Consider the following 20,476-nt stretch of genomic DNA (forward strand, 5'->3'; position numbering starts at 1 on the left):
GCCTTTCGAATTGCATTAATAATAAATTACTAAAATGGTAAATATGGAATTTTATACCTACTTGAATCATAAGCGAAATATGGATTTACCTTCGTAAATACATAGTTTCATTGTAAAGCGAATTTATAATTTTACATTTTTAGTGAAAGCTTTGCTTTTTGCTTTGTTTGTTAGCTTAAACAGCGCTTACGCACAAGAAACCACCTCATACAGTTTAACTAATGAATCTAATGCAGGGCTGCTTAAAAGAGCTGAATTACTTATAGATACTGACGCTATAACAAGTATTGAACTAAGTAAGTCGTTGTTGTCACAAGCGCAAAGTGCTGATGACATGTTACTCAGCGCAAAGCTACATAACTTGCTAGGTAGGGCGAATAAAAAAAATAACAATATTAATGCATCGCTCGAGCACTTTTTACAATCCTCTGTTTACTACAGCAAATTAAATGATTCACGAAACCAAATAAAGGCGTCTATTAATTATATAAATATATTATTAGAAGAAAAACGTTATGACGAACTTACTACCCGCATTGAAACTTTATTACCAACAACCCTTATGTATGGCGATGACTTTTTTATAGCGCAAGTGCTCCTTACTAAGGGGGATTCGTTTTATGAGCAAAAAAAGTACAATAACGCGAACGCGCAATATACATCTGCTTTAAAATACCTTGTTGACGAAGACGAATTAATACAAAGACAGTTAGGTGAAACGTATAAAAAATTAGCTCAGTCGTACAAACGCCTCAAAAATAGAGAGCAAACGGCTCATTTTTATACCAAAGCTTTAGAGATATATACTAATTTAGATGATTTAAAGTTAATGGCGCGTACATTAAATACACTAGCAGAAGCGCAGCGCTATTTAGACAACTTAGTTTTAGCCCTTGATTACTCCACTCGTGCATTAGAAATACATAAAGAAATTGACGATCCTGCCGGCTTAGCTAAAGCATTATTAGGTGCTGGTATTATTTATCGCCATATCAACCTTTATGAAAAATCACTTAAGCATATAAATGAGGCATATTTATATTATAAAAAAGTAAATAACGTGCTTGGGATTGCTAAAACATCGAATCAAATGGGGCTGCTATACACTCGATTAAAGCAGTTTGATCAGGCCGAGATTTTCTATCAAATAACTATCGATTTGCCAAAAGGTATGGTCGAGGAAAAAACGCTTGCATCAGCTTTAAGAGAAATGGCTGTTATTAACTATGAGTCTGGCGATTTAGTATCAGCGATGCAATATGCTAAAAAAGCTTATGTAACTTATAAAAACAAAAATCTTACATCCTACATTTCTATAACGGCGCGTATTATTGCTAATATTTATCGTGCCCAAGGGAATAAAAACAAGGCTATAAAGTATTACAAAGAGTCGTTGTCGTTCGCCAGAGAAACAGGCAGTAAGCTTTATGAGATAAAGTCGCTAACAGCGCTTGCGGGGATTTTAATTGGTATTGATACAAATGAGGCGATTTCTTTACTAAAAAGGTCACTCGCTTTATCAACCGAAATAGATGATAAGTTACATATGCTATACGCTTATCGTGAAATTCGAATAGCAGAAAAACAGCGTGGACGCTTAGATGAGTCACTTCGTTACGCGGAAGAAGAAATAGCCCTAACCGAAATAATTCAATACGAAAGAGACGAAAGTAAGCTTGCTCTTGAAAAAGCACATTTGCACTTGCATAAAATGGAAGTAGAGCTGGAGACATTAAGAGAAAAAGAAAAACTCCATCAACTTGAGCTTGAAAAGAAAAACAATGAAATTGAAATATCAGGCCAAGCTAGGGTTATATCAGAGCTAGAGCTTGCAAAAAACAAATACGCGAGTATTGCGCTCGCATTTTTATTAGCCGCTTGTTTAGCTATTGTTTTATTGGTTTATCGAAGCTTTATTGCCTCTAAAAAACGTAATGAAGAGTTAGACTATTTGGCCGCGCGAGACCCTTTAACCAATTGTTATAACCGCCGTATTTTATTTGAGATTATGAATCGCGACTTTTTGGATTTACCTCAGATTGAAGAGTACTGTATTTTAATGGTCGATATTGACCATTTTAAAAGTGTTAACGATACTTATGGGCACAGCATTGGCGACACCGTACTTTGTGGCGTTGCCAGTCTTTTACAAGCCAATATACGTACGAGCGATAGCGTGGCCCGTTTTGGTGGCGAGGAATTTTGTATTATTTTACCCAACACGACTCAAGAGCAAGCAATACGTATTGCTGAAGCTATTCGTATTAAAGTAGAAAAAGCGATATTTGATGATATTCCTGTTACGTGTAGTTTTGGGGTTACGTCTATTAAATTTAAAGCCAGAACACCTTCTGAGTTAATTGAACAGGCCGATTTAGCACTTTATGAGGCTAAGTCTTTGGGTCGTAATCAAGTTGTGTTGTGGGATTGTGCGTTTGAAGAGTTTAAGCTTTTTAGATCGGAGTAAACCTAGCAGTATACAGCTCAGTTTTGATGTTATTTTTAAAATCATAACAAGTAAACTTTATACAACGTCGTGAGTTACTTACACATGTAATCAGGCTTATTAAATTAACCCTTTAAATATCAGTGTATTAACTTAGGCTTTAAAATTGCATTCTAAACTAAGTTAAAAAACAAAATAAGGGATTTAGTAATGACTGAAGTTGCACTTTCGGCCTATTTGGCTTTTTACCTCTATTTAATTATGTTGCTTGTACAGTGGGCTGTGGCTACTTTTAGCAAAGCTAAAGAGCCAAATGCTGTACCAGGTAAAATTGACGAGGATTTATCGCACGATAGCTTTATATTTAGAGCGCATCGTACGTTTCATAATACGCTTGAAAACAGCGCATTATTTATAGGTACGGTGTTATTTGCGTTTGTAATTAATTATCAAAGCCCGATTTTTGCTATGTGTATTTGGGTGTACTTAATTGCGCGTTTAATTCACATGGCGCTGTACTACGCTATAGCAACGGAGAAAAACCCAAGCCCACGTAGTTACTTCTTCTTAATTGGTGTGCTTGCTAATGTGGTTATGCTGATAATGATAGGGTTAAGACTAATCTCTTAGTTTATAAAAAAGTTATAAACTCTATTTATAACTTTAAACAAAAAAGCGAAGAGCCTTTAAGGCATCTTCGCTTTTTTGTTTAGGTAGCAGCAGAATATAAACCACGTCTACAGTAAGGTAATATTAATGGCTAATCGACGCCTATAAACCCGCCTGTTTGATGTGTCCACAGGGCTGCGTAAATCCCGCCCTTAGCGATTAGTTCTTCATGAGTGCCTTGCTCAACTACGCCGCCGTCATCAAGTACAATTAATCTGTCCATTTGTGCAATGGTTGAGAGCCTATGCGCTATCGCGATTACTGTTTTGCCTGTCATTAAATCATCAAGGCTTGCCTGAATTGCTGCTTCTACTTCTGAGTCGAGTGCGCTGGTGGCTTCGTCGAGTATAAGTATGGGTGCATTTTTAAGTAGCACACGTGCAATAGCAATACGTTGGCGCTGACCGCCCGAAAGAGTAACACCGCGTTCGCCCACTTGAGCATCAAAGCCTTTGTTGCCTTTGCTATCTACCAAGTCGTTTATAAACTCAAGTGCTTTGGCTTGTTTGGTGGCGTTGATCATCTCAGCTTGCGTTGCATCGGGGCGACCATACAAAATATTGTCTTTTACTGAGCGATGAAGCAGGGACGTATCTTGCGTAACCATCGCTATGTAGCGGCGTAGGCTTTCTTGGCTTACATCTGTGATGTTTTGCCCATCAATTTTTATTGTTCCTGAGTCGGTATCGTAAAAACGCAGTAACAAGTTAACAAGTGTTGATTTACCTGCACCAGAGCGGCCGACTAAACCAATTTTTTCGCCAGGCTTAATGTTTAAGTTTAAACCGTCCATTACTGGGCTGCGATTAGTCTCGTTTGCAGCTTTTCCGTAGTTAAAGTGTACGTTGCTAAACTCAATGGCACCTTGGCTTACGTTAAGCGTATCGGCATTTGGTTTATCGGCAACTTCAATAGGGTTTGACAGTGTTTTCATGCCATCGGCTACGGTGCCAATGTTTTCGAACAAGCTGCTTATTTCCCACATGATCCACTGCGCCATACCGTTTAATCTAAGCGCTAAACTAACAGCAACTGCAATGGCACCTGCGCTAATCGCACTAAGCGACCATAAATAAAGTGATACTGCGGTAACTGAAAATACTAATAAATAATTTAAGCTTTGAATAACAAAGTTTAGGCTGGTTACCAAGCGCATTTGTTTGTACACAGGCTGTAAAAATACATCCATGCTTTGTTTTGCGTATTGCTCTTCACGCTGGGTATACGAAAACAATTTAATAGTAGAAATATTTGTGTAGCTATCAACAATTCGACCGGTCATTTCTGAGCGCGCATCGGCTTGTGAGCTGGCAATTTTTTTAAGGCGCGGTACAAAATAAAGCTGTACGCAAATGTATAAAACTAACCAAACCAGTAAAGGGATCATTAAGCGCCAATCAGCTTCGGCAACTAAAAATACCATTGAACCAAAATAAACCACTATGTACATTAATACATCGAGTAGTTTGGTCACTGTTTCGCGAACGGCTAAAGAGGTTTGTAATACTTTGGTGGCTATTCTTCCTGCAAACTCATTTTGATAAAAGCTCACACTTTGGCGCAGTAAATAACGATGCGCTAACCAGCGAATCGACATAGGGTAATTGCCCAGTAATGCTTGGTGCAAAATAGCAGAATGAAAAAATACGACTACGGGCAATACCAGTAAGAGCATGACAGCCATTTTGATAAGTTCTGATTTTTGCTCTACAAACAAGGTTTCGGGTGTGTAGGCCGTTAACCAATCAACAAGTTGGCCCATGTAGCTAAATAAAGAAACCTCTAAAATAGCGAGCATGGCGGCGCTGATTGACATTAGCACCAACGACAATTCCATTCCTTTGGTGTAGTGACGACAAAAAGCAAATAAAGTAGAAGGCGGCTGAGTAGGTTGATCCTCAGGAAATGCTTTTGTCATTTTTTCAAATAATCGATACATTTTAAAAACTTAAATGGCAAATAATGGTGGCTATTATACCATTTAAGTATTTTTAAATGCAGGTTTGTAAGGTATTAATTGTGAATATGCTAGAGCGTTATTAATATAAACTTATGTATAAAAGAACACCTAAAAACACTTCACTTACTTTTATAGCATTGGGTTATTTAGGTTTGTACCTTTGCTCATGTATAAATCGTCATATCTGAGGCCACCATTTCCGTAAGGCTTTTTAATTGGGCCTGTATTACAGTTTGCTAAAAAATATATAAGAGGTTGTTCGCGCTTCATTCTAAATTGTGCATTTTTATACACCAGTGTTTGCTTGCTAAATTCACCGCCTTTTACGTAAACATCATATTGCTGACCTTGCTCTGAGACTGCTGCGTTATTAACAACATACCATACGTCGTACCAGGTATTTGTTTGCAGTGGCTTGGCCGATTGTTTGGTAGTGTAGTTTTGAATGTTGCTATACCCGCTGTCGGTTTTAACCATTAATGCGCCATCGTTTACAAGCCCGTTTGATTCTGTTTTATCAGTTACGCGAAGTGTAGGCTCAAACGCATCGTACGCATGTTTATTAATTAGCTCTGGCGTAAGGTTGCTTAATCCAAAAGCATGGTTATTAGGAAAAGCAGCCACGTTTATACGCATATAAAATGTGTAGGTGTCGCCAACTTCAACCGCTTGTGGAAGTTTTGTATAAGAAAGCGCTTTACGATTTCCTACAATGCTCTCAGCCGCAGGCTTTTTTAGTAAATAATGATTTGTTGATGAGTTTGCTTGTTCTGATTGTATAACTGTTATTTGTGGGTTTTTAACCTGTGGCTTAGTTTCATTTTGCGTATCGACACTTTGCCACTTGCTAAGTGAATTTTCAAAGTCATCAATAAGTAGCCAATCGCTCGATGTGTTTTTAGAAATGGTTGAACACGACGCTAACGCGCTTAACAAACATAAAAGTGACATGTGTTTACAATGCATAATTGGCTCTCAGTAAGTTTAGGTTTTTTGGTTAACCAATTATTGTTTTGGCTATAACTTTAAAGTAAAGGTTATGTAACCAATTTAATGTTTTTATGTCAATCATTAAAAAAATAGGTATGGCGTGGGAATTGCGGAGATATAAAAATTATTATTCCATTCAAAAAATTAACCAGTAAACTTATCCATTAAATCAACTCAGCAAATTTCAGCTGAGTTTAAAATAATTTAATAGTTAGGATGTTATATGTATACGGGTTCGTGTTTGTGCGGTGAGGTAAGCGTTGAAGTGTCGGGTAGTATAACTAGGGCGTGTTGTTCTTTATGGATTGAAATTTGTTCAATCTAGGGGCGATTTAATCGCGGCGCAAGGTTTGTAACCTAGTGGGCTAAGTAAAAACCGAGCAACAAAGAGTCAATCGTCCCTAGAAAGAACCCAAAGGGCAGCGCATGTTTGGTCTTTATGCTACGTTATCGCCTATGTATGGGGAACAACCACATATCATAGGCTCTGCCTTGCCTAAATACCAAACACACTGCTGCAAATTCAACCACCAAAGAACAACACGCCCTACTATTATTCATTGTCATTGTCATTGTTCACTGTGCAGAAAAAACAGCGGGACTGCATTTGCAACCAATGGCTTTGTAAATGTTGTGGCTCGCCGGTTTATAGTAGCAATAATGATGACAAAAGCAGAATACGAATTCGTTTAGGAATATTTGATAGCGATATTACTGAGCAGGTTTTATCGCATAATTTTGTTACGTCTAAAGCTAACTGGGAGAAGCTAGAAACAAGCTTACCGTGCTATGAAAAACATGAACCTGGTCGGTAACGCGTTTTATTCAATGTGGTAAATGCTGTTAATACTTTTATAAAGGTCTGGCGCAAAGTTTATAAACACCGGTGAGTTTTGTATTTCATCAACGTTTATATGCATTAATGTTTGCTGGCTTAGTATGATCACTATATTTTTGTATTCGTTAAACTCTATTATCCCTAAGCACTTAAAATGTTGCCTTAAAAGTACTAAAAGCATTTGCAGCTCTTGGCCTGTTTGTGGGTTTAAATTAATGATTACTTGCGTATTTTGCTCACTGCAGCGATTTATATTTTGCCAAAAGCTATCGCAGGTTAAAAAAGGCAGGTGATATTCACCACTAAAAATATCTATAGTGATTACGTTAAAGTGATCAGTGCATTGGGTAATATATTGTTCGGCGCATTGTAAATAGGTGCTGTGCTTAATTGGTAACTTAAAGTGCTGGGCGGCAATTAAGGCAATGCTTGGGTTTATTTCTACCGTGTTAAATGTATTTATAGTGTTTATGTAAGGCGTATTACTTTGCAAGTGATACATAATTCGCTCAAACCCTGCCGTGCCTAAACCTAAATTTAATATATTTAGTGTATCTACCGGTTTAAGTAAAAATAACATCATACACTGGTTTACCGGTACGATTACTTGCTCAGGGTGTATAAGGTTCATAACACCCTGAATTATAATGTCTTCATTGGTTTTTTGTGCAAGCGTTAACCAACGATATTTTTTATTTTGATACACGCATACGGGGCCGTATGCACTTTGCTGCGACTCAATAAGGTTACTTTTAACTGTATCTTCTTTTAGCTGACGCATAACTTAAACTATTAATATATAAACAATGACAGTGTGCCACGAAAAACACATTTTTTAATAGATTTTTGTGTAACAAGGTTTGTAATTTAACCTCTAAATATAATATTGTATTAGCAATTAATTAGTTAGATGTTATTCAAGGATTGAAAATAAGAACATTTATTTGCGCCGTTCATTTTGTGTGTGCTCAGTGGATGAAAAAATTAGACTCAAGAAATAAAAATACTGCCATCAATGCTGCAGCATTGTTAGCCATGATATCTACTGTATATAGTTTTCTTTTAGCGATGACGTTTGACATTCGCCACTTAGATAAAATAATCAGTACTTTTAAGCAAAACCCTTTACTTATTGGCGCTTTATTTTACGCAATCGTAATTGGAATTGTGTTTTTAATTTTGGGTGATTTTAACGGTTATAGAAGTAGAGTTAGCTCTTGTATAAATAAAGGGAACTTTAAAAAATATATTTTAGGAATAAAGCTGTGGATGTTTGGGTTAATTCCTATGACCGGTATTATGTTGATTGTACGACTCAATTAACTCTCTAACTATTACTATAACTGCGCTTTAGCGTGCTCCTTTCTGCATCTACCTCAAATGTGTTGCCATAAAATCCTAGTTAAGTAATGGTTACACTATAATAATTAGGAGCTAATAGATGCTTAAAACACCTTTAAAAATCACAACAACGTTACTCAAATTTACTGCAATTGCAGGCGCTTGCACACTTGCATTATCAGCACATGGTGAAACGCAGTTACAATATACCGACCAACAAAAGTTACACGATATAGCAAGTGAAGTGTCGGCTACCCGTATCGGTAGTGACATTCAAACGCTGGTGGATTTTGGTACTCGCCATACGCTTTCAGAGACTAAATCGGATACGCGAGGTATTGGTGCGGCTAGGCGTTGGATAAAAAAAGAATTTGAAAAAATATCTGTACAGTGTGGTGGTTGTCTGGAAATTATTGAAGTAAAGGACACTATATCGGGCGAAAAACGCATTCCTAATCCTGTTGAAGTGGTTAACATAGTGGCTATTCAACGTGGGTCGAGCGAGCCTAATCGCATGGTGATGATGTCGGGTGATATAGATTCACGTGTAAGTGATGTTATGGACTTTACTAGCGACTCTCCTGGGGCAAATGATAATGCATCGGGCGTGGCAGGAGTAATAGAAGCAGCTCGTGTTTTAAGTAAATACAAATTTAATGGTTCGGTAGTTTACGCGGCGCTTTCGGGCGAAGAGCAAGGTTTGTTTGGCGGTAAAATATTAACGGCTTATGCACAAAAGCATAACTGGCAAGTTCATGGTGTTTTAAACAACGATATGATTGGCAATATTACCGGTATTAATGGGGTAACTGATAACACGACTGCACGTATATTTTCAGAAGGTACCCGTGTTGTAGAAACAAAAGAGCAAGCTAATACTCGCCGCTTTACAGGTGGTGAAGTTGATTCTGCGAGTCGTAATTTAGCTCGCTACATAGATACTATTGCTGACAGATATATTCCTAATTTAGATACAATGCTTGTATATCGATTAGATAGATTTGGCCGTGGTGGGCATCACCGTCCATTTAATGACGCAGGTTTTGCAGCAGTGCGTATTATGGAAACTAACGAGCACTACGATCGTCAACATCAAGATTTACGCACTGAAAATGGTGTTGAGTATGGTGATACCATTGAAGGCGTTGATTTTGATTATACAGCCAAGTTAACCTCACTTAATGCGGTAACGATGGCGTCTATGGCGTGGGCACCCGCACCGCCAAAAGAAGTTAAAATAAAGGGCGCTGTTACAGCTGATACGTCGTTTTCATGGCAAGAAAGCAGTGATGAAAATATTGCTGGCTATAAAATTTATTGGCGTTACACGAGCGAGCCGCAATGGCAGTTTAGTAAATACGTTGGTAAGGTTTCACAGTACACACTTAAGAACGTAGTGATTGATAATTATTACTTTGGTGTAGCATCTGTTAGTAAAGACGGTGTTGAGTCTCCAGTAGTTTTTCCGGGTGATGTAGGTTCGTTTGATCACAATATAAAATAATAGTTTGGCTAAAAACAAAGCAAACAGAGAGCTTTAAGGTGCAAACTACCTTTTTATACTTGCACCTTATTTACTAAGCCTTTAGAGTGTAAAAAAAGAAGTAAAAGGTTATTAAAAATGCAACAACAAGAAAAAAAGCAGTTAACAGCAAAAGAGCAAGTTATAACTGATGAGCAAAGAATGCAGTGGCAACGCGAATGTTTTCAAGCAGCGCAAAAGCATTTAGCCGAAAAGGGCATTATGCCAAAATCAGTAGTTGATAAAGACAGCCGATTTTTAGCACCACTTTGTGCAATGTGGAAATTTAAAGCTCAAAACGGTAAAACATATTGGGTAGTAACAGGGCGATTACCTACAGATCATGCTGAAGTAAGTGCAGCTACAGATGCTCGCGATGCAATGCGTTATTTTTCATTGCAGTGGCAATTAAAAGCGGATCAAATTATGAGTACAGGCGCGCGAGATAAAACGCAGGTAGACTTTGCTAACTTACTTATAAATAGAGCACATGGCTTGTACGAAATGTATGATAATGAACCGCTGTGGGCTAATGAACCAAAGTAGCTACAGTTTGGGTTAAGTAACAATGTATAGGGTGATAGCATATTTATTGCCCTTTTCTTTATCTAATGGACAAGTGTGAAGGGGGTTGTATTAAATGCTGAAACAGGGCATTGCATACGCTGTCTAGGAATTCCCGCCTCCATAAAAACATTTCCTTGCTGAATAAAGCCATTTCGCTTAAAACGCTCTACCTCATTTAAAATACAATTAATGCTAACTTCTTCAATGCCTTGGTTTGACGCTAATTCAACAATAAAGTTAAGAAGTGATTTATATACTTTGCGGTTTCGATGCTCGGGTAATACCGCTATTCTGCCGATTAAGCCATCTGTACACAGTCGACCTGTTGCAATAGGGCAGTTTGCATCGTCTGTAACAAGTACATGTAATGCAATTTTATCTAGGCTATCGAATTCGATGTGCTTGGGGATATGTAACTCGTAAACAAAAACTCGTTCTCGAATTTTTTGTAGCATATCTTTTTTTATATCCCATTCAACCTTATCAACCAGATAGCCCATTGCAAACTCCTATTGATACCCAATTAAAATGAGTAAGCAATCACAGCAAAATTATTTAAGCCAATATCAGGTGAAAATTAAAATTTTTAACTAACCTGTATACACAATACTTTACGCTGCAAAATGCTCATCATTATTAATAAAATTGGTATTATTACTCTTGGTCTATATTAAACCAGATCCCCTCATTAACAAGTGTAGTAAAGGTTTGAGTAAAAACTAAACTTGGGTTTGTTGAATTTAATGCTGAACTTTCAAATTCAGTATTATCGGTAAGTAGTTTTACCGCCGCTAAGTCAGTTAATGGCATAGCGTAATTTTCACCGTTTACACTTAATAACACTTCGGTATCGAGCTGCTGATAAATAGCACGCGTGCCACCTAAACGCTCAAACACAGTTTCTTCATCACTTAAATCATCGCTTATTTGCTCAGGTGTAAATGGAGGTTCTACTGGTGCTAAATCCATTTCATGTTTGGGCTGACTAAGCGTTGAGCCTAACCATTGTTTAAATAAATCGTCATTTTCTAAAAGTGCCGCCATCAATGTTTTAACTTTATCAACTTCAAGATTTGTAAGTTCACCTTTTGATTTTCTGAGCGTTATGTTGTGATCGGTATAACGCTTTTGGCCACTTTCGGTATCAATAATATGATCGGCAAAGCTTGAGAGTAAATCTTGTTGATTTGGCGCTCTAAAACCAACTGAATAATTTAGCGCATTTTCTACAGCGTAACCTTCGTGAGGGCACCCTGGTGGAATATACAAAATATCGCCAGGTTCTAATATGCAATCTATTACGGCTTCAAAAGGTTCAACTTGCAATAATTTTTTGTTTTGAGCAAACTGTTTAAGTGATGGATCAGGCAGACCTACACGCCAATGACGTTTACCTTCGCCTTGAATAATAAATACGTCGTATTGGTCTAAATGTGGACCAACACCACCATTAGGCGTTGAATAGCTGATCATTAAATCATCTATGCGCCAGTTTGGAATAAACCTAAATGGTTCTAGCAGTTGTGCAGCATCGCTATGCCAGTGATCAACTGCTTGCACGAGTAAAGTAGAGTGATCGTCTGTTAACTGCTCAAAGTCTTCAAATGGACCTTGGTGCGTTTGCCAGTCATTTTTATGATTGGTGATAATACGTGACTCTATGCTTTCTTCCATTGCTAGGCCGGCAAGTTCATTAGCATCAAGCGGGTCTTGAAAATTAGCAAAACCTTGTTTGATTAAAAGCGGCTTTTTTTGCCAAAAATGGCTTAAAAACTCTTGCTCAGACAAATTATTTATTTTTAATTGATACATACATTATGCCTACTAGTTAGTGCAATGGGGTTAAAACAAAAAAAGCGAAAGGATGATCCTTTCGCTTTTTAAAAGAGTAATTTAGTTTTTAAACTAAATCATCAATAAACTCAACAGCACGACCAATGTAATTAGCAGGTGTTAGTTTTTTCATTTCTACTTTAGCGTGCTCAGGAAGGTCTAAACCATCGATGAAGTCAGCCATTATTTCTTGATTTACACGTTTGCCGCGTGTTAAATCTTTAAGTTTTTCGTATGGCTTTTCAATACCATATTTACGCATAACCGTTTGAATCGGCTCGGCTAGTAATTCCCAGTTTTGATCAAGCTCGTCAGCTAAACGTTGCTCGTTTACTTCAAGCTTACTTACACCTTTAAGCGTTGATTGGTATGCAATAATTGCATAACCCATACCTACACCTAGGTTACGTAATACGGTTGAATCAGTAAGATCACGCTGCCAGCGAGAAACTGGTAATTTTTGTGCAAGATGAGCAAAAATAGCATTTGCTAAGCCTAAGTTACCTTCTGAGTTTTCAAAATCAATTGGGTTAACTTTATGTGGCATTGTTGATGAGCCAATTTCGCCAGCAATTGTTTTTTGCTTAAAGTGGTTAAGGGCAATGTAACCCCACATGTCACGGTCAAAATCTAACAATATAGTGTTAAAACGTGCAATTGCGTCAAACAACTCTGCAATATAGTCATGCGGTTCAATTTGTGTAGTAAATGGGTTTAGTGTTAAACCTAAGCTTGATACAAATTTATCTGCATGTGTGTGCCAGTCGTAATCTGGGTATGCGCTAAGGTGAGCGTTGTAGTTACCAACAGCACCATTAACTTTACCTAGCATCTCTACTTGTGCAATTTGCCCGCGTTGACGTTTTAAACGCATATATACGTTAGCAAACTCTTTACCCATAGTTGATGGTGTAGCAGGTTGTCCGTGCGTACGAGTCATCATTGGGATTGTTTTGTATTCAATTGCTTTGGCTTTAATTGCGCTTAAAAGTTCATCGCAATAAGGAAGTAAAACATTTTTACGCGCTTCGCTTAGCATTAAACCATGAGATAGATTGTTAATATCTTCTGAAGTACAAGCAAAGTGAATAAATTCGTTTATTGCATGAAGCTCACTGTTATCGGCTACTTTTTCTTTTAGTAGGTATTCAACCGCTTTAACATCGTGATTTGTAGTGCGTTCTATATCTTTAACGCGTTGTGCATCAGCTTCACTGAAGTTATCTACAATGGCGTTTAGAAGTGCATTAGCTTCTTCGCTAAATGCAGGTACTTCTTTAATATCGCTTGCTGCAGCTAACGCTTGCAACCAACGCACTTCAACAATTACGCGGTATTTGATTAAGCCAAATTCGCTGAAAATACTGCGCAGTTCAGTGGTTTTGCTGCCGTAGCGACCATCCACTGGAGAGATAGCCGTTAACGCTGAAAGCTCCATAATAACTCCTAAATTTTAGTTTGAACGATAGTTAAATTTTTGTTTTAGCAATGGCGAGTATTTTTCTTTTTGCAAAGAAAAAGTGACGGCGTTTACCGCCCATTTGTCGCCATAATACTGCACTTCTAATGCCGGCTAATAATAACGCACGGATTTTATTTTGAGTGAGCTGCTGTTTTAATAACTCGGGTTTACCATAAACCTGTATTCGGTGCCCAAGGGGGCTCAGCACCGACGAGTATATATCTGCTAAACCGGCAACAACGCTCTCATCGGTAATAGCAAAGTGGTCTAAACGACGATGAATATCATCAATTCGTTTACCTAATTCGTTTAAGCTTTTGTCGTTTGCACTTAGTGCTCGCTCAAGCTGCATTAAACCACCTACGTACTTTACAATTTCAACATCTTTTTGAGCGCCTGCGGTTAGCTGCGCCATTAATGTTTTGTAACCATCACGTAAGTTGTTAGTACCTTGGTAAACATCTTCTGGCGATGCCGGAGATGTTTGAATAATACTTGAAAGTAATATTTCTAAATCATGTTCGTTATTGTTGCCATATTGGGCAATTTTTTGAACTTGTTTAGCAGCCTGGCACATGGCGGCAAGCGCCATGACTTGGTGTTCATTCATTACTTAATCACCGAATCAATAATACCGCCACCTAAACAGATATCTTCTGCGTAAAATACGGCAGATTGACCTGGCGTCACTGCTTTTTGTGGCTCGTCGAACAATACGCGGGCCATGCCGTCTTCACCTACAAGTAAGGTACAGCTTAAGTCTTCTTGGCGGTAACGCGTTTTTACTGTGCAGCGAGTTGTGCCTTTAGGGCCAATACGGTCTACCCAGTGAAGTTGGTTTGCGTTAAGACCGTTGCTGTATAGGCGAGGGTGATCTTTACCTTGGCCCACAATAAGTACATTTCGCTCAAGGTCTTTATCTACTACGTACCAAGGCTCACCAGAACCTTCTTTCATACCACCAATTAACAAGCCTTTGCGTTGTCCAAGTGTGTGGTACATTAAGCCTTCGTGCTCACCTACGTTATTGCCGTCAGTGTCTTCGATAACGCCAGGTTGTGCTGGTAAGAACTTTTGTAAAAAGTCTTTAAATTTACGCTCACCAATAAAGCAGATACCTGTACTGTCTTTTTTATCGTGAGTGATTAGGTCTTGTTCTTCTGCTATGCGGCGTACTTCTGGTTTTTCGATATCGCCTACAGGGAATAACGTTTGGCCAATATGTTCATGGCTTAGAGTATATAAGAAGTAGCTTTGATCTTTATTGTTATCAAGCCCGCGACACATTACGTATTTGTCATCGCGAAGCTCGCGGCGAACATAGTGACCCGTTGCAATAAAGTCAGCACCGAGTGCTTGAGCAGCAAATTCCAAAAAGGCTTTAAATTTAATTTCTTTGTTACACATTATATCTGGGTTAGGTGTACGACCTGCTTTGTATTCAGCTAAAAAGTACTCAAATACATTGTCCCAATATTCTGCTGCAAAGTTTACTGTGTGAAGTTCAATGCCTAACTTATCACACACTGCTTGTGCATCTTTTAAGTCATCAGCGGCAGCACAGTATTCATCATTATCGTCTTCTTCCCAGTTCTTCATAAACAGGCCTTCTACTTGGTAGCCCTGTTGTTGTAATAAATATGCAGATACAGAAGAATCAACACCGCCGGACATGCCAACAATGACTTTAATGTGACTATTTTCGCTCATGAATAATTTCGCTTATACAGATTGCTGTTAACTTGGAAAGGCCGCGATTATAGCATGTATTTTGTTTGTGCTTAAAGAGACTAAGGGCGCAAAGAGGGGAATTAGTCAGTATTTTATTTATATAACAAATAGCAAACTAGACTTAAGCGCGTTATCAGGCTGTAACTTTAGTAATATTAAAGTGATCTTTACTAATAAATTAAGACTATAGAATAATTCATGTAGTTATTAAGTTTTATTAATAGTATTTTCTTTTAAAACTACTAGAGTAAATATACACTTAATAAAATAAAAATAGTGGTGAGTATATGAATGTAAACCACTTTAAGTCGCTTGATATATAGTCAATGGAATGAATATATGAATTATGCCTATCAAATAAACAAGATAAATTCTTTAGTTGAACACTACACACGCAAATCTGATTTTGTGGATAGTGAATTACTCTCCAGTAAAACGACAGAGTTTAAAAAGTCAGCCTATCACCTTTTTTATGAGTTAATAAAACTCAAAAACCCTCATATTTACCAAGAACCAAACCATGTACATGAGTTATTTAGCTTAATAAAGGGTTCAACCGTTAAAAAGAACATTGAGCTAAAGGTGCTGGAGCATGTGGAGCACTGGTGGCTTGAATGGTATTTCGCTTTAGAAATGGATGAAAAGCTTAGTATTGAAAAAAGTGATATGCCAATGAGTTACTTACCTCAAAGTACACTCAACCCTATGCGCAAACATGAGATAAGTCACTACGCTAGGTTATTTACCGTTTTGCCAATGCCGGTATGTAATGTGTGTGCTAAGACGGGTGATATTTTGAAAGTTAATCAACGTTTTGTAGATGTTTTTGGTTATACAGTAGAGGATGTACCTAATCTTAAATCGTGGTGGGAAAAAGCGTATCCAGATCCGCAATACAGAGCACTTGCAAAAGAGCTGTGGCAAGACTCACTTGAAAAAGCGCTGAATAATAATAACGATATACCCGCAAATAACTATCGTGTGTCTTGTCATGATGGCTCACAAGTGATGATGGAGATATCAGGGATTGATATAGGTGAAGAGTTCTTAGCTGTTTTTAATGATGCTACAGAGCGTTTAGAAGCAGAGGATATACTTAGGGATATGGCCTTTTTGGATGCATTAACCAAGATTGCAAATAGGCGTCGGTTTGATGAAAAACTAACGCATGAGTACGAACGAGCAAAAGAATGCGAAGGCATGCTATAGATGATTATTATCGATATTGACCATTTTAAACAATTTAATGACCGGTATGGGCATGTATCGGGCGATACGTGTTTATATGATGTGGCTCAAAAAATTGCTTCAACGGTTAGTCGCCCAGAAGATTTTGTTGCTCGCTATGGGGGAGAGGAATTTGTTGTTTTATTACCTCAAACCGATAGGCAAGGGGCGCTGTTTATAGCTGAGCAAATACAAAAAGCTGTAGAAAGCTTAGCTATTGCACACCAGGATAGCTTTACCGGATTTTTATCTATAAGTATGGGTATTAATACCATCAGTGACTATACAAATAGTGATGAAATTAGCTTTGTAAAAGCCGCTGATAACGCCCTGTATTATGCTAAAAAACAAGGGCGTAACTGCATAGCGCTAAGCTCCGAGTAAATAAAATAGAGTTAATTATTTTATTTAAGCTACTCCCCAATATAGCTAATTATAAATAGTTTCTAGGCTTAATACTGGTCGATTCAGGCTGTCGTTAATACACTTCAATACTAAAGGGCTTCTAAGCGGTAGTGATTTTATTTGCTCTAATGTGTACCAGTTAGCGCTGATAATGTCGGTATCTATTGGCGTTGGCGCTTTTATATTATCAGGCGCTTCAAATAAAAAGCAGAATCGTAAATAGTGCACTCCATTTTCGGCATGCAAATTATACACACCTAAAAAGCCGACTGGCTCAAGCGCTAAGCCTGTTTCTTCAAGTAGTTCTCTGCTTGCGGCTTGTGCAAGAGTTTCGTTTTGCTCTAAATGACCCGCTGGTTGATTGTAACAAATTTGCTTTGTAAATTTATCGCACTCTTTTACAAGTAAAAACTCATTTTGCTTTTTTACTATTGCCGCAACTGTTACATGCGGTTTATGCATCAACTACACCCTTAATTACTTTGTATTCACCACAATTAATATCATCTAACGTATAGTTGCCAATACTGTAGCGAATAAGGCGAAGTGTAGGGTGGCCAATATGCGCGGTCATTCGGCGAACTTGTCTGTTTTTACCCTCGTTAATGGTAATACTTAACCAAGTAGTCGGGATTGCTTTTCGCTCGCGTACAGGCGGATTACGCGTCCAAATTGTAGGTTCATCAATTATTTTAACGTTAGCGGGGAGTGTAAGCCCGTCTTTAAGTTCTACGCCATTACATAAATCATTAATTGATTCACTTGTTGGTTCACCTTCAACTTGTGCCCAGTATGTTTTATTCGTTTTTTTATCAGGTGCAGTTAAGGTGTTTTGCAATTTTCCACAGTTTGTTAAAAGTAATAAACCTTCACTGTCTCTGTCTAATCTTCCTGCTGCGTAAACTTCTTTAATAGGGATAAACTCAGCGAGAGTTTTTCTGTCTGCGTCATCTGTAAATTGGCATAGCACATCAAATGGTTTATTGAATAACACAATTTTTCTGTCTTTAGATGCTATTTGCGGCTTTATTTCTCTTTTACCTGAAGGCGTTTTGTTAAGTGCACTGCGAGAATAAGTACGCCCTGTACTTCTTTTTGGCTTGGATTCAGTTACTTGATTATTGCCTGATTTAGATCTCATTATATGCACCTAGCTGGTTTTGGTAATCCGGCGATTTTTGTTGCTTGCTTAGCAGGGCCTTTAGGGAATAATTTATATAAATAAAGGCTGTTTCCTTTGTCTTCACCGAGTGCTTTAGCCATTGCTTTTACAAGCATCCGAATTGCTGGACTGGTGTTATATTCAATATAAAAATCACGAACAAAGTTAATGACTTCCCAGTGTTGAACGCTAAGGGTAATGTTTTCTTGGATAGCAATTACAGGTGCAAGCTCCTTTGACCACAAAGTATGGTCAAGCAAGTAGCCTTGTTTGTCGGTTTCAATCTGTTGGTTGTTAAATTCAAGCATGAGTTACCACGTAATTGATTGATTAGTTGATAAAGTGAGTGCTACAAAGTCTTCATAGCTAATGGCTTTATCGTTATCTGTTAATTTTATTGCACGTACTTGCGCGTCTTGTTCAAGTATTAACAGTGTATCTGCAAATTGCCTAAATTGTTTTTTTGCAAAGCAGGCATCACCAACAAGTAGCACGTTATCGTCTGATAAAATTAAGTTCTCTAGCTGATTTGCCGAGTAGTAATTAAGCGGCTTAGAAAAAATATGTAATGTACTCATAAATTCACCACATGTTGCTGCGCTTTAATTAATGTTTGTTGTTGACTAAAGTTCAGTGCCTTTGCCTCTATGAGTAAATCATGCTTATTTAAACCATAATCAAGCAATGACTTTTCACACACGTAGATGTTTTCAACATCATAGATTTCGAGTGTTTTAATGTTTTTAAAAAAATCTTTTAAACCAATATTGTTTGGTTGTTGATGTTTTTTTAAAGCCAAAACGGCGGGGCCGCTAAACAACCAACTCACATTTTGGTCAACGGCAGCAAATATCAATGTCATATCAAGTGCATCACGAATATTTAAATCGTCAAATGGACTGCACTGACTCATTACTAATACGTTTATCATTTAAATTGCATCCATTTATCAGCGTCGCTTGCAAGCATTGCAAATTCAGCTAGCCCTGCGACTGCAAATACACCTGTGTTTTTAATATCTAACCCGCGTTTTTCAGCGGCGGTAACACACAGCATTAAATTTAGTTTTTGATCGGCGAGTTGCTGCCAAAGTGCTGAAATTTGAAGTTCGTCTGAGGATAAATCAAAGTGGGTAGATGCATGATAAATACCTTGCTGGTATAAAAAAATAGCATCAATGGTGTGCCCTTGGGCTAAACATGCATTCGCAAACTTAACTAACCTTTGCGTTGTATCGTGATCGGATGGTGGTGTATGTAATGAAAGAACAAAACGTGACAAAACAATTCCAATAAAAAAGCCCCAATTAAGGGGCTATTTTAACAGAACTATTTAATTAGTCATCACTTGCGCCAAGTAGAGCAAGTAAAGACGTAAATAAGTTATATACGCTTAGGTATAAAGACACTGTTGCGCGAATGTAGTTGGTTTCGCCGCCATTAATGATTCGGCTTGTATCGAATAAAATCAAACCAGACATGATCAATACAACTGCCGCATTAAGCACCATAAACATAAGTGAACTGCCAACAAAAATATTAACAATGCTAGCTACAATCACAACGATTAAGCCAACCGTTAAAAAGCCACCCATGAATGAGAAGTCTTTTTTAGTGTTCAGTGCGTAAGCAGATAAACCAAAAAAGATAAGCGCCGTAGAACCTAACGCTTGCATAATAAGCATTGGGCCATTAGGCATTGCAGCATAATGGTTAAGCAATGGACCTAAGCCTGCCCCCATTAAACCTGTGAAAGCAAACACCCAAAATACACCAGATGCTGTATCTGCTTTTTTATTTACAACAAATAATAAACCGAACGAAACAAGTGTAAACACAATTCCCATAAAGTAAGGTAATTGTAGTGCCATTGAAATACCGGCTGTAACAGCACTGAATGCAAGTGTCATAGCTAGTAAAAAGTAGGTGTTTTTAAGTACCTTGTTTGTTTCAATGGTAGACATTACCGGTTTCGCGGTATTGTACGATTGATTAAACGCCATTGTAGAGCTCCTTTAAGTGAAACGTGTGTGTTTCGATAATTTAACTAAAATTAGATTACCAACTCTTATATGTTTGGGCAAACCTTTGTAGATCAATAGAGTTAAATATTTAAATAAAAGAGTATTGACGGCTAAATTAAAAACACTTTGTTCTAACTTTAGACAAATTAATTGTTTTTTAAGCACTTAAACAATTAATTTAAAAAAAAGCTTCACAAAAGGGATGGGTTTCCCTATTATGCAGGCCGTGCGGAGAGATGGCAGAGTGGTCGAATGCACCGGTCTTGAAAACCGGCATGGGTTTATAGCCCATCTAGGGTT

General features: G+C 37.8%; 20 protein-coding genes and 2 pseudogenes. 7 read left to right on the forward strand and 15 right to left on the reverse strand.

Translation table 11 applies throughout. From position 1 onward, the window contains the following. The first annotated feature begins 142 nt into the window (after nt 1-142). Nucleotides 143-2,467, forward strand: a complete 2,325-nt coding sequence (locus AAEY62_RS02920) for a tetratricopeptide repeat-containing diguanylate cyclase (RefSeq protein WP_350634575.1) — start codon at nt 143-145, stop codon at nt 2,465-2,467. Between the two features lie 189 nt (nt 2,468-2,656). Continuing rightward, nucleotides 2,657-3,076 (forward strand): MAPEG family protein, encoded by a 420-nt coding sequence (locus AAEY62_RS02925; RefSeq protein WP_002963227.1) that lies wholly within the window; start codon nt 2,657-2,659, stop codon nt 3,074-3,076. A 130-nt stretch (nt 3,077-3,206) separates the two neighbouring features. On the opposite strand, the gene AAEY62_RS02930 is transcribed toward AAEY62_RS02925, so the two are convergent. Together AAEY62_RS02930 and AAEY62_RS02935 are read right to left on the reverse strand one after the other, a co-directional pair. Beyond that, on the reverse strand, nt 3,207-5,054 hold the full coding sequence (locus tag AAEY62_RS02930) for an ABC transporter ATP-binding protein (protein WP_197236942.1): 1,848 nt from the start codon (nt 5,052-5,054) through the stop codon (nt 3,207-3,209). Between the two features lie 150 nt (nt 5,055-5,204). Beyond that, a complete protein-coding gene (locus AAEY62_RS02935; RefSeq protein WP_165743154.1) occupies nt 5,205-6,041 on the reverse strand; it encodes a hypothetical protein in 837 nt (278 codons plus the stop codon). A gap of 480 nt (nt 6,042-6,521) precedes the next feature. Between AAEY62_RS02935 and AAEY62_RS02940 the strand changes: the two are divergent. After that, nucleotides 6,522-6,880: pseudogene (locus AAEY62_RS02940) on the forward strand (GFA family protein). Nucleotides 6,881-6,886: 6 nt separating this feature from the next. On the opposite strand, the gene AAEY62_RS02945 reads toward AAEY62_RS02940, so the two are convergent. Continuing rightward, the gene (locus AAEY62_RS02945) at nt 6,887-7,684 is read right to left on the reverse strand and encodes a class I SAM-dependent methyltransferase (protein WP_350634576.1); all 798 of its coding nucleotides are present in this window, start codon (nt 7,682-7,684) and stop codon (nt 6,887-6,889) included. Between the two features lie 194 nt (nt 7,685-7,878). On the opposite strand from AAEY62_RS02945, the gene AAEY62_RS02950 reads away from it, so the two are divergent. From AAEY62_RS02950 to AAEY62_RS02960, 3 genes are all read left to right on the forward strand, one after another. Further along, the gene (locus AAEY62_RS02950; RefSeq protein ID WP_206006115.1) at nt 7,879-8,226 is read left to right on the forward strand and encodes a hypothetical protein; all 348 of its coding nucleotides are present in this window, start codon (nt 7,879-7,881) and stop codon (nt 8,224-8,226) included. Nucleotides 8,227-8,344: 118 nt separating this feature from the next. Beyond that, on the forward strand, nt 8,345-9,748 hold the full coding sequence (locus AAEY62_RS02955) for a M28 family peptidase (RefSeq protein WP_350634577.1): 1,404 nt from the start codon (nt 8,345-8,347) through the stop codon (nt 9,746-9,748). A gap of 117 nt (nt 9,749-9,865) precedes the next feature. Next, nucleotides 9,866-10,312 carry a DUF4826 family protein gene (locus AAEY62_RS02960; protein WP_350634578.1) on the forward strand — a complete coding sequence of 149 codons (447 nt, stop codon included), beginning with the start codon at nt 9,866-9,868 and terminating at the stop codon, nt 10,310-10,312. Between the two features lie 62 nt (nt 10,313-10,374). On the opposite strand, the gene AAEY62_RS02965 is transcribed toward AAEY62_RS02960, so the two are convergent. The 5 genes from AAEY62_RS02965 to mnmA form a co-directional block, all read right to left on the reverse strand. Continuing rightward, nucleotides 10,375-10,833 carry a GNAT family N-acetyltransferase gene (locus tag AAEY62_RS02965; protein ID WP_169060878.1) on the reverse strand — a complete coding sequence of 153 codons (459 nt, stop codon included), beginning with the start codon at nt 10,831-10,833 and terminating at the stop codon, nt 10,375-10,377. 154 nt (nt 10,834-10,987) lie between these two features. Next, entirely contained in the window at nt 10,988-12,145 is a 1,158-nt protein-coding gene (locus AAEY62_RS02970) for a ribosomal protein uL16 3-hydroxylase (RefSeq protein WP_350634579.1), read from the reverse strand. Nucleotides 12,146-12,233: 88 nt separating this feature from the next. Then, nucleotides 12,234-13,604 carry an adenylosuccinate lyase gene (gene purB, locus AAEY62_RS02975; protein ID WP_010552649.1) on the reverse strand — a complete coding sequence of 457 codons (1,371 nt, stop codon included), beginning with the start codon at nt 13,602-13,604 and terminating at the stop codon, nt 12,234-12,236. Between the two features lie 31 nt (nt 13,605-13,635). Next, nucleotides 13,636-14,238, reverse strand: a complete 603-nt coding sequence (gene hflD, locus AAEY62_RS02980; protein WP_350634580.1) for a high frequency lysogenization protein HflD — start codon at nt 14,236-14,238, stop codon at nt 13,636-13,638. Beyond that, on the reverse strand, nt 14,238-15,338 hold the full coding sequence (mnmA, locus tag AAEY62_RS02985; RefSeq protein WP_007580201.1) for a tRNA 2-thiouridine(34) synthase MnmA: 1,101 nt from the start codon (nt 15,336-15,338) through the stop codon (nt 14,238-14,240). The genes hflD and mnmA overlap by 1 nt, the downstream gene beginning before the upstream one ends. 360 nt (nt 15,339-15,698) lie before the next feature. Here mnmA and AAEY62_RS02990 point away from each other — a divergent pair. Next, a pseudogene (locus AAEY62_RS02990) lies at nt 15,699-16,970 on the forward strand (sensor domain-containing diguanylate cyclase). Between the two features lie 45 nt (nt 16,971-17,015). Here AAEY62_RS02990 and AAEY62_RS02995 read toward each other — a convergent pair. The 7 genes from AAEY62_RS02995 to AAEY62_RS03025 are packed head-to-tail and all read right to left on the reverse strand — an operon-like array spanning nt 17,016 to nt 20,155. Continuing rightward, nucleotides 17,016-17,453, reverse strand: coding sequence for an NUDIX hydrolase (locus AAEY62_RS02995; protein WP_350634581.1), 438 nt, complete (start codon nt 17,451-17,453; stop codon nt 17,016-17,018). After that, nucleotides 17,446-18,132: a pseudouridine synthase gene (locus tag AAEY62_RS03000; protein WP_007580204.1), complete on the reverse strand. Its 687-nt coding sequence runs from the start codon at nt 18,130-18,132 to the stop codon at nt 17,446-17,448. The genes AAEY62_RS02995 and AAEY62_RS03000 overlap by 8 nt, the downstream gene beginning before the upstream one ends. Next, nucleotides 18,132-18,461, reverse strand: a complete 330-nt coding sequence (locus tag AAEY62_RS03005; protein WP_007580207.1) for a TusE/DsrC/DsvC family sulfur relay protein — start codon at nt 18,459-18,461, stop codon at nt 18,132-18,134. The genes AAEY62_RS03000 and AAEY62_RS03005 overlap by 1 nt, the downstream gene beginning before the upstream one ends. Before the next feature lie 3 nt (nt 18,462-18,464). Then, nucleotides 18,465-18,731: a DsrH/TusB family sulfur metabolism protein gene (locus AAEY62_RS03010; protein ID WP_007580209.1), complete on the reverse strand. Its 267-nt coding sequence runs from the start codon at nt 18,729-18,731 to the stop codon at nt 18,465-18,467. Beyond that, nucleotides 18,728-19,084, reverse strand: coding sequence for a sulfurtransferase complex subunit TusC (tusC, locus tag AAEY62_RS03015; RefSeq protein ID WP_007580210.1), 357 nt, complete (start codon nt 19,082-19,084; stop codon nt 18,728-18,730). Before tusC ends, AAEY62_RS03010 begins: the two co-directional genes overlap by 4 nt. After that, nucleotides 19,081-19,434 carry a sulfurtransferase complex subunit TusD gene (tusD, locus tag AAEY62_RS03020; protein ID WP_024592559.1) on the reverse strand — a complete coding sequence of 118 codons (354 nt, stop codon included), beginning with the start codon at nt 19,432-19,434 and terminating at the stop codon, nt 19,081-19,083. Before tusD ends, tusC begins: the two co-directional genes overlap by 4 nt. A gap of 55 nt (nt 19,435-19,489) precedes the next feature. Next, nucleotides 19,490-20,155 (reverse strand): Bax inhibitor-1/YccA family protein, encoded by a 666-nt coding sequence (locus tag AAEY62_RS03025; protein ID WP_007580214.1) that lies wholly within the window; start codon nt 20,153-20,155, stop codon nt 19,490-19,492. Nucleotides 20,156-20,476 lie beyond the last annotated feature (321 nt).

The sequence above is a fragment of the Pseudoalteromonas sp. GW168-MNA-CIBAN-0100 genome, assembly GCF_040309225.1.
Classification (GTDB): domain Bacteria; phylum Pseudomonadota; class Gammaproteobacteria; order Enterobacterales; family Alteromonadaceae; genus Pseudoalteromonas; species Pseudoalteromonas arctica.

What these genes read in the sequence shown, in the direction of transcription:
- AAEY62_RS02925 (WP_002963227.1), top strand. Translation starts at nt 2,657, where the DNA reads ATGACTGAAGTTGCACTTTCGGCCTATTTGGCTTTTTACCTCTATTTA.
- AAEY62_RS02930 (WP_197236942.1), bottom strand. Translation starts at nt 5,054, where the DNA reads ATGTATCGATTATTTGAAAAAATGACAAAAGCATTTCCTGAGGATCAA.
- AAEY62_RS02935 (WP_165743154.1), bottom strand. Translation starts at nt 6,041, where the DNA reads ATGCATTGTAAACACATGTCACTTTTATGTTTGTTAAGCGCGTTAGCG.
- AAEY62_RS02945 (WP_350634576.1), bottom strand. Translation starts at nt 7,684, where the DNA reads ATGCGTCAGCTAAAAGAAGATACAGTTAAAAGTAACCTTATTGAGTCG.
- AAEY62_RS02950 (WP_206006115.1), top strand. Translation starts at nt 7,879, where the DNA reads ATGAAAAAATTAGACTCAAGAAATAAAAATACTGCCATCAATGCTGCA.
- AAEY62_RS02955 (WP_350634577.1), top strand. Translation starts at nt 8,345, where the DNA reads ATGCTTAAAACACCTTTAAAAATCACAACAACGTTACTCAAATTTACT.
- AAEY62_RS02960 (WP_350634578.1), top strand. Translation starts at nt 9,866, where the DNA reads ATGCAACAACAAGAAAAAAAGCAGTTAACAGCAAAAGAGCAAGTTATA.
- AAEY62_RS02965 (WP_169060878.1), bottom strand. Translation starts at nt 10,833, where the DNA reads ATGGGCTATCTGGTTGATAAGGTTGAATGGGATATAAAAAAAGATATG.
- AAEY62_RS02970 (WP_350634579.1), bottom strand. Translation starts at nt 12,145, where the DNA reads ATGTATCAATTAAAAATAAATAATTTGTCTGAGCAAGAGTTTTTAAGC.
- purB (WP_010552649.1), bottom strand. Translation starts at nt 13,604, where the DNA reads ATGGAGCTTTCAGCGTTAACGGCTATCTCTCCAGTGGATGGTCGCTAC.
- hflD (WP_350634580.1), bottom strand. Translation starts at nt 14,238, where the DNA reads ATGAATGAACACCAAGTCATGGCGCTTGCCGCCATGTGCCAGGCTGCT.
- mnmA (WP_007580201.1), bottom strand. Translation starts at nt 15,338, where the DNA reads ATGAGCGAAAATAGTCACATTAAAGTCATTGTTGGCATGTCCGGCGGT.
- AAEY62_RS02995 (WP_350634581.1), bottom strand. Translation starts at nt 17,453, where the DNA reads ATGCATAAACCGCATGTAACAGTTGCGGCAATAGTAAAAAAGCAAAAT.
- AAEY62_RS03000 (WP_007580204.1), bottom strand. Translation starts at nt 18,132, where the DNA reads ATGAGATCTAAATCAGGCAATAATCAAGTAACTGAATCCAAGCCAAAA.
- AAEY62_RS03005 (WP_007580207.1), bottom strand. Translation starts at nt 18,461, where the DNA reads ATGCTTGAATTTAACAACCAACAGATTGAAACCGACAAACAAGGCTAC.
- AAEY62_RS03010 (WP_007580209.1), bottom strand. Translation starts at nt 18,731, where the DNA reads ATGAGTACATTACATATTTTTTCTAAGCCGCTTAATTACTACTCGGCA.
- tusC (WP_007580210.1), bottom strand. Translation starts at nt 19,084, where the DNA reads ATGATAAACGTATTAGTAATGAGTCAGTGCAGTCCATTTGACGATTTA.
- AAEY62_RS03025 (WP_007580214.1), bottom strand. Translation starts at nt 20,155, where the DNA reads ATGGCGTTTAATCAATCGTACAATACCGCGAAACCGGTAATGTCTACC.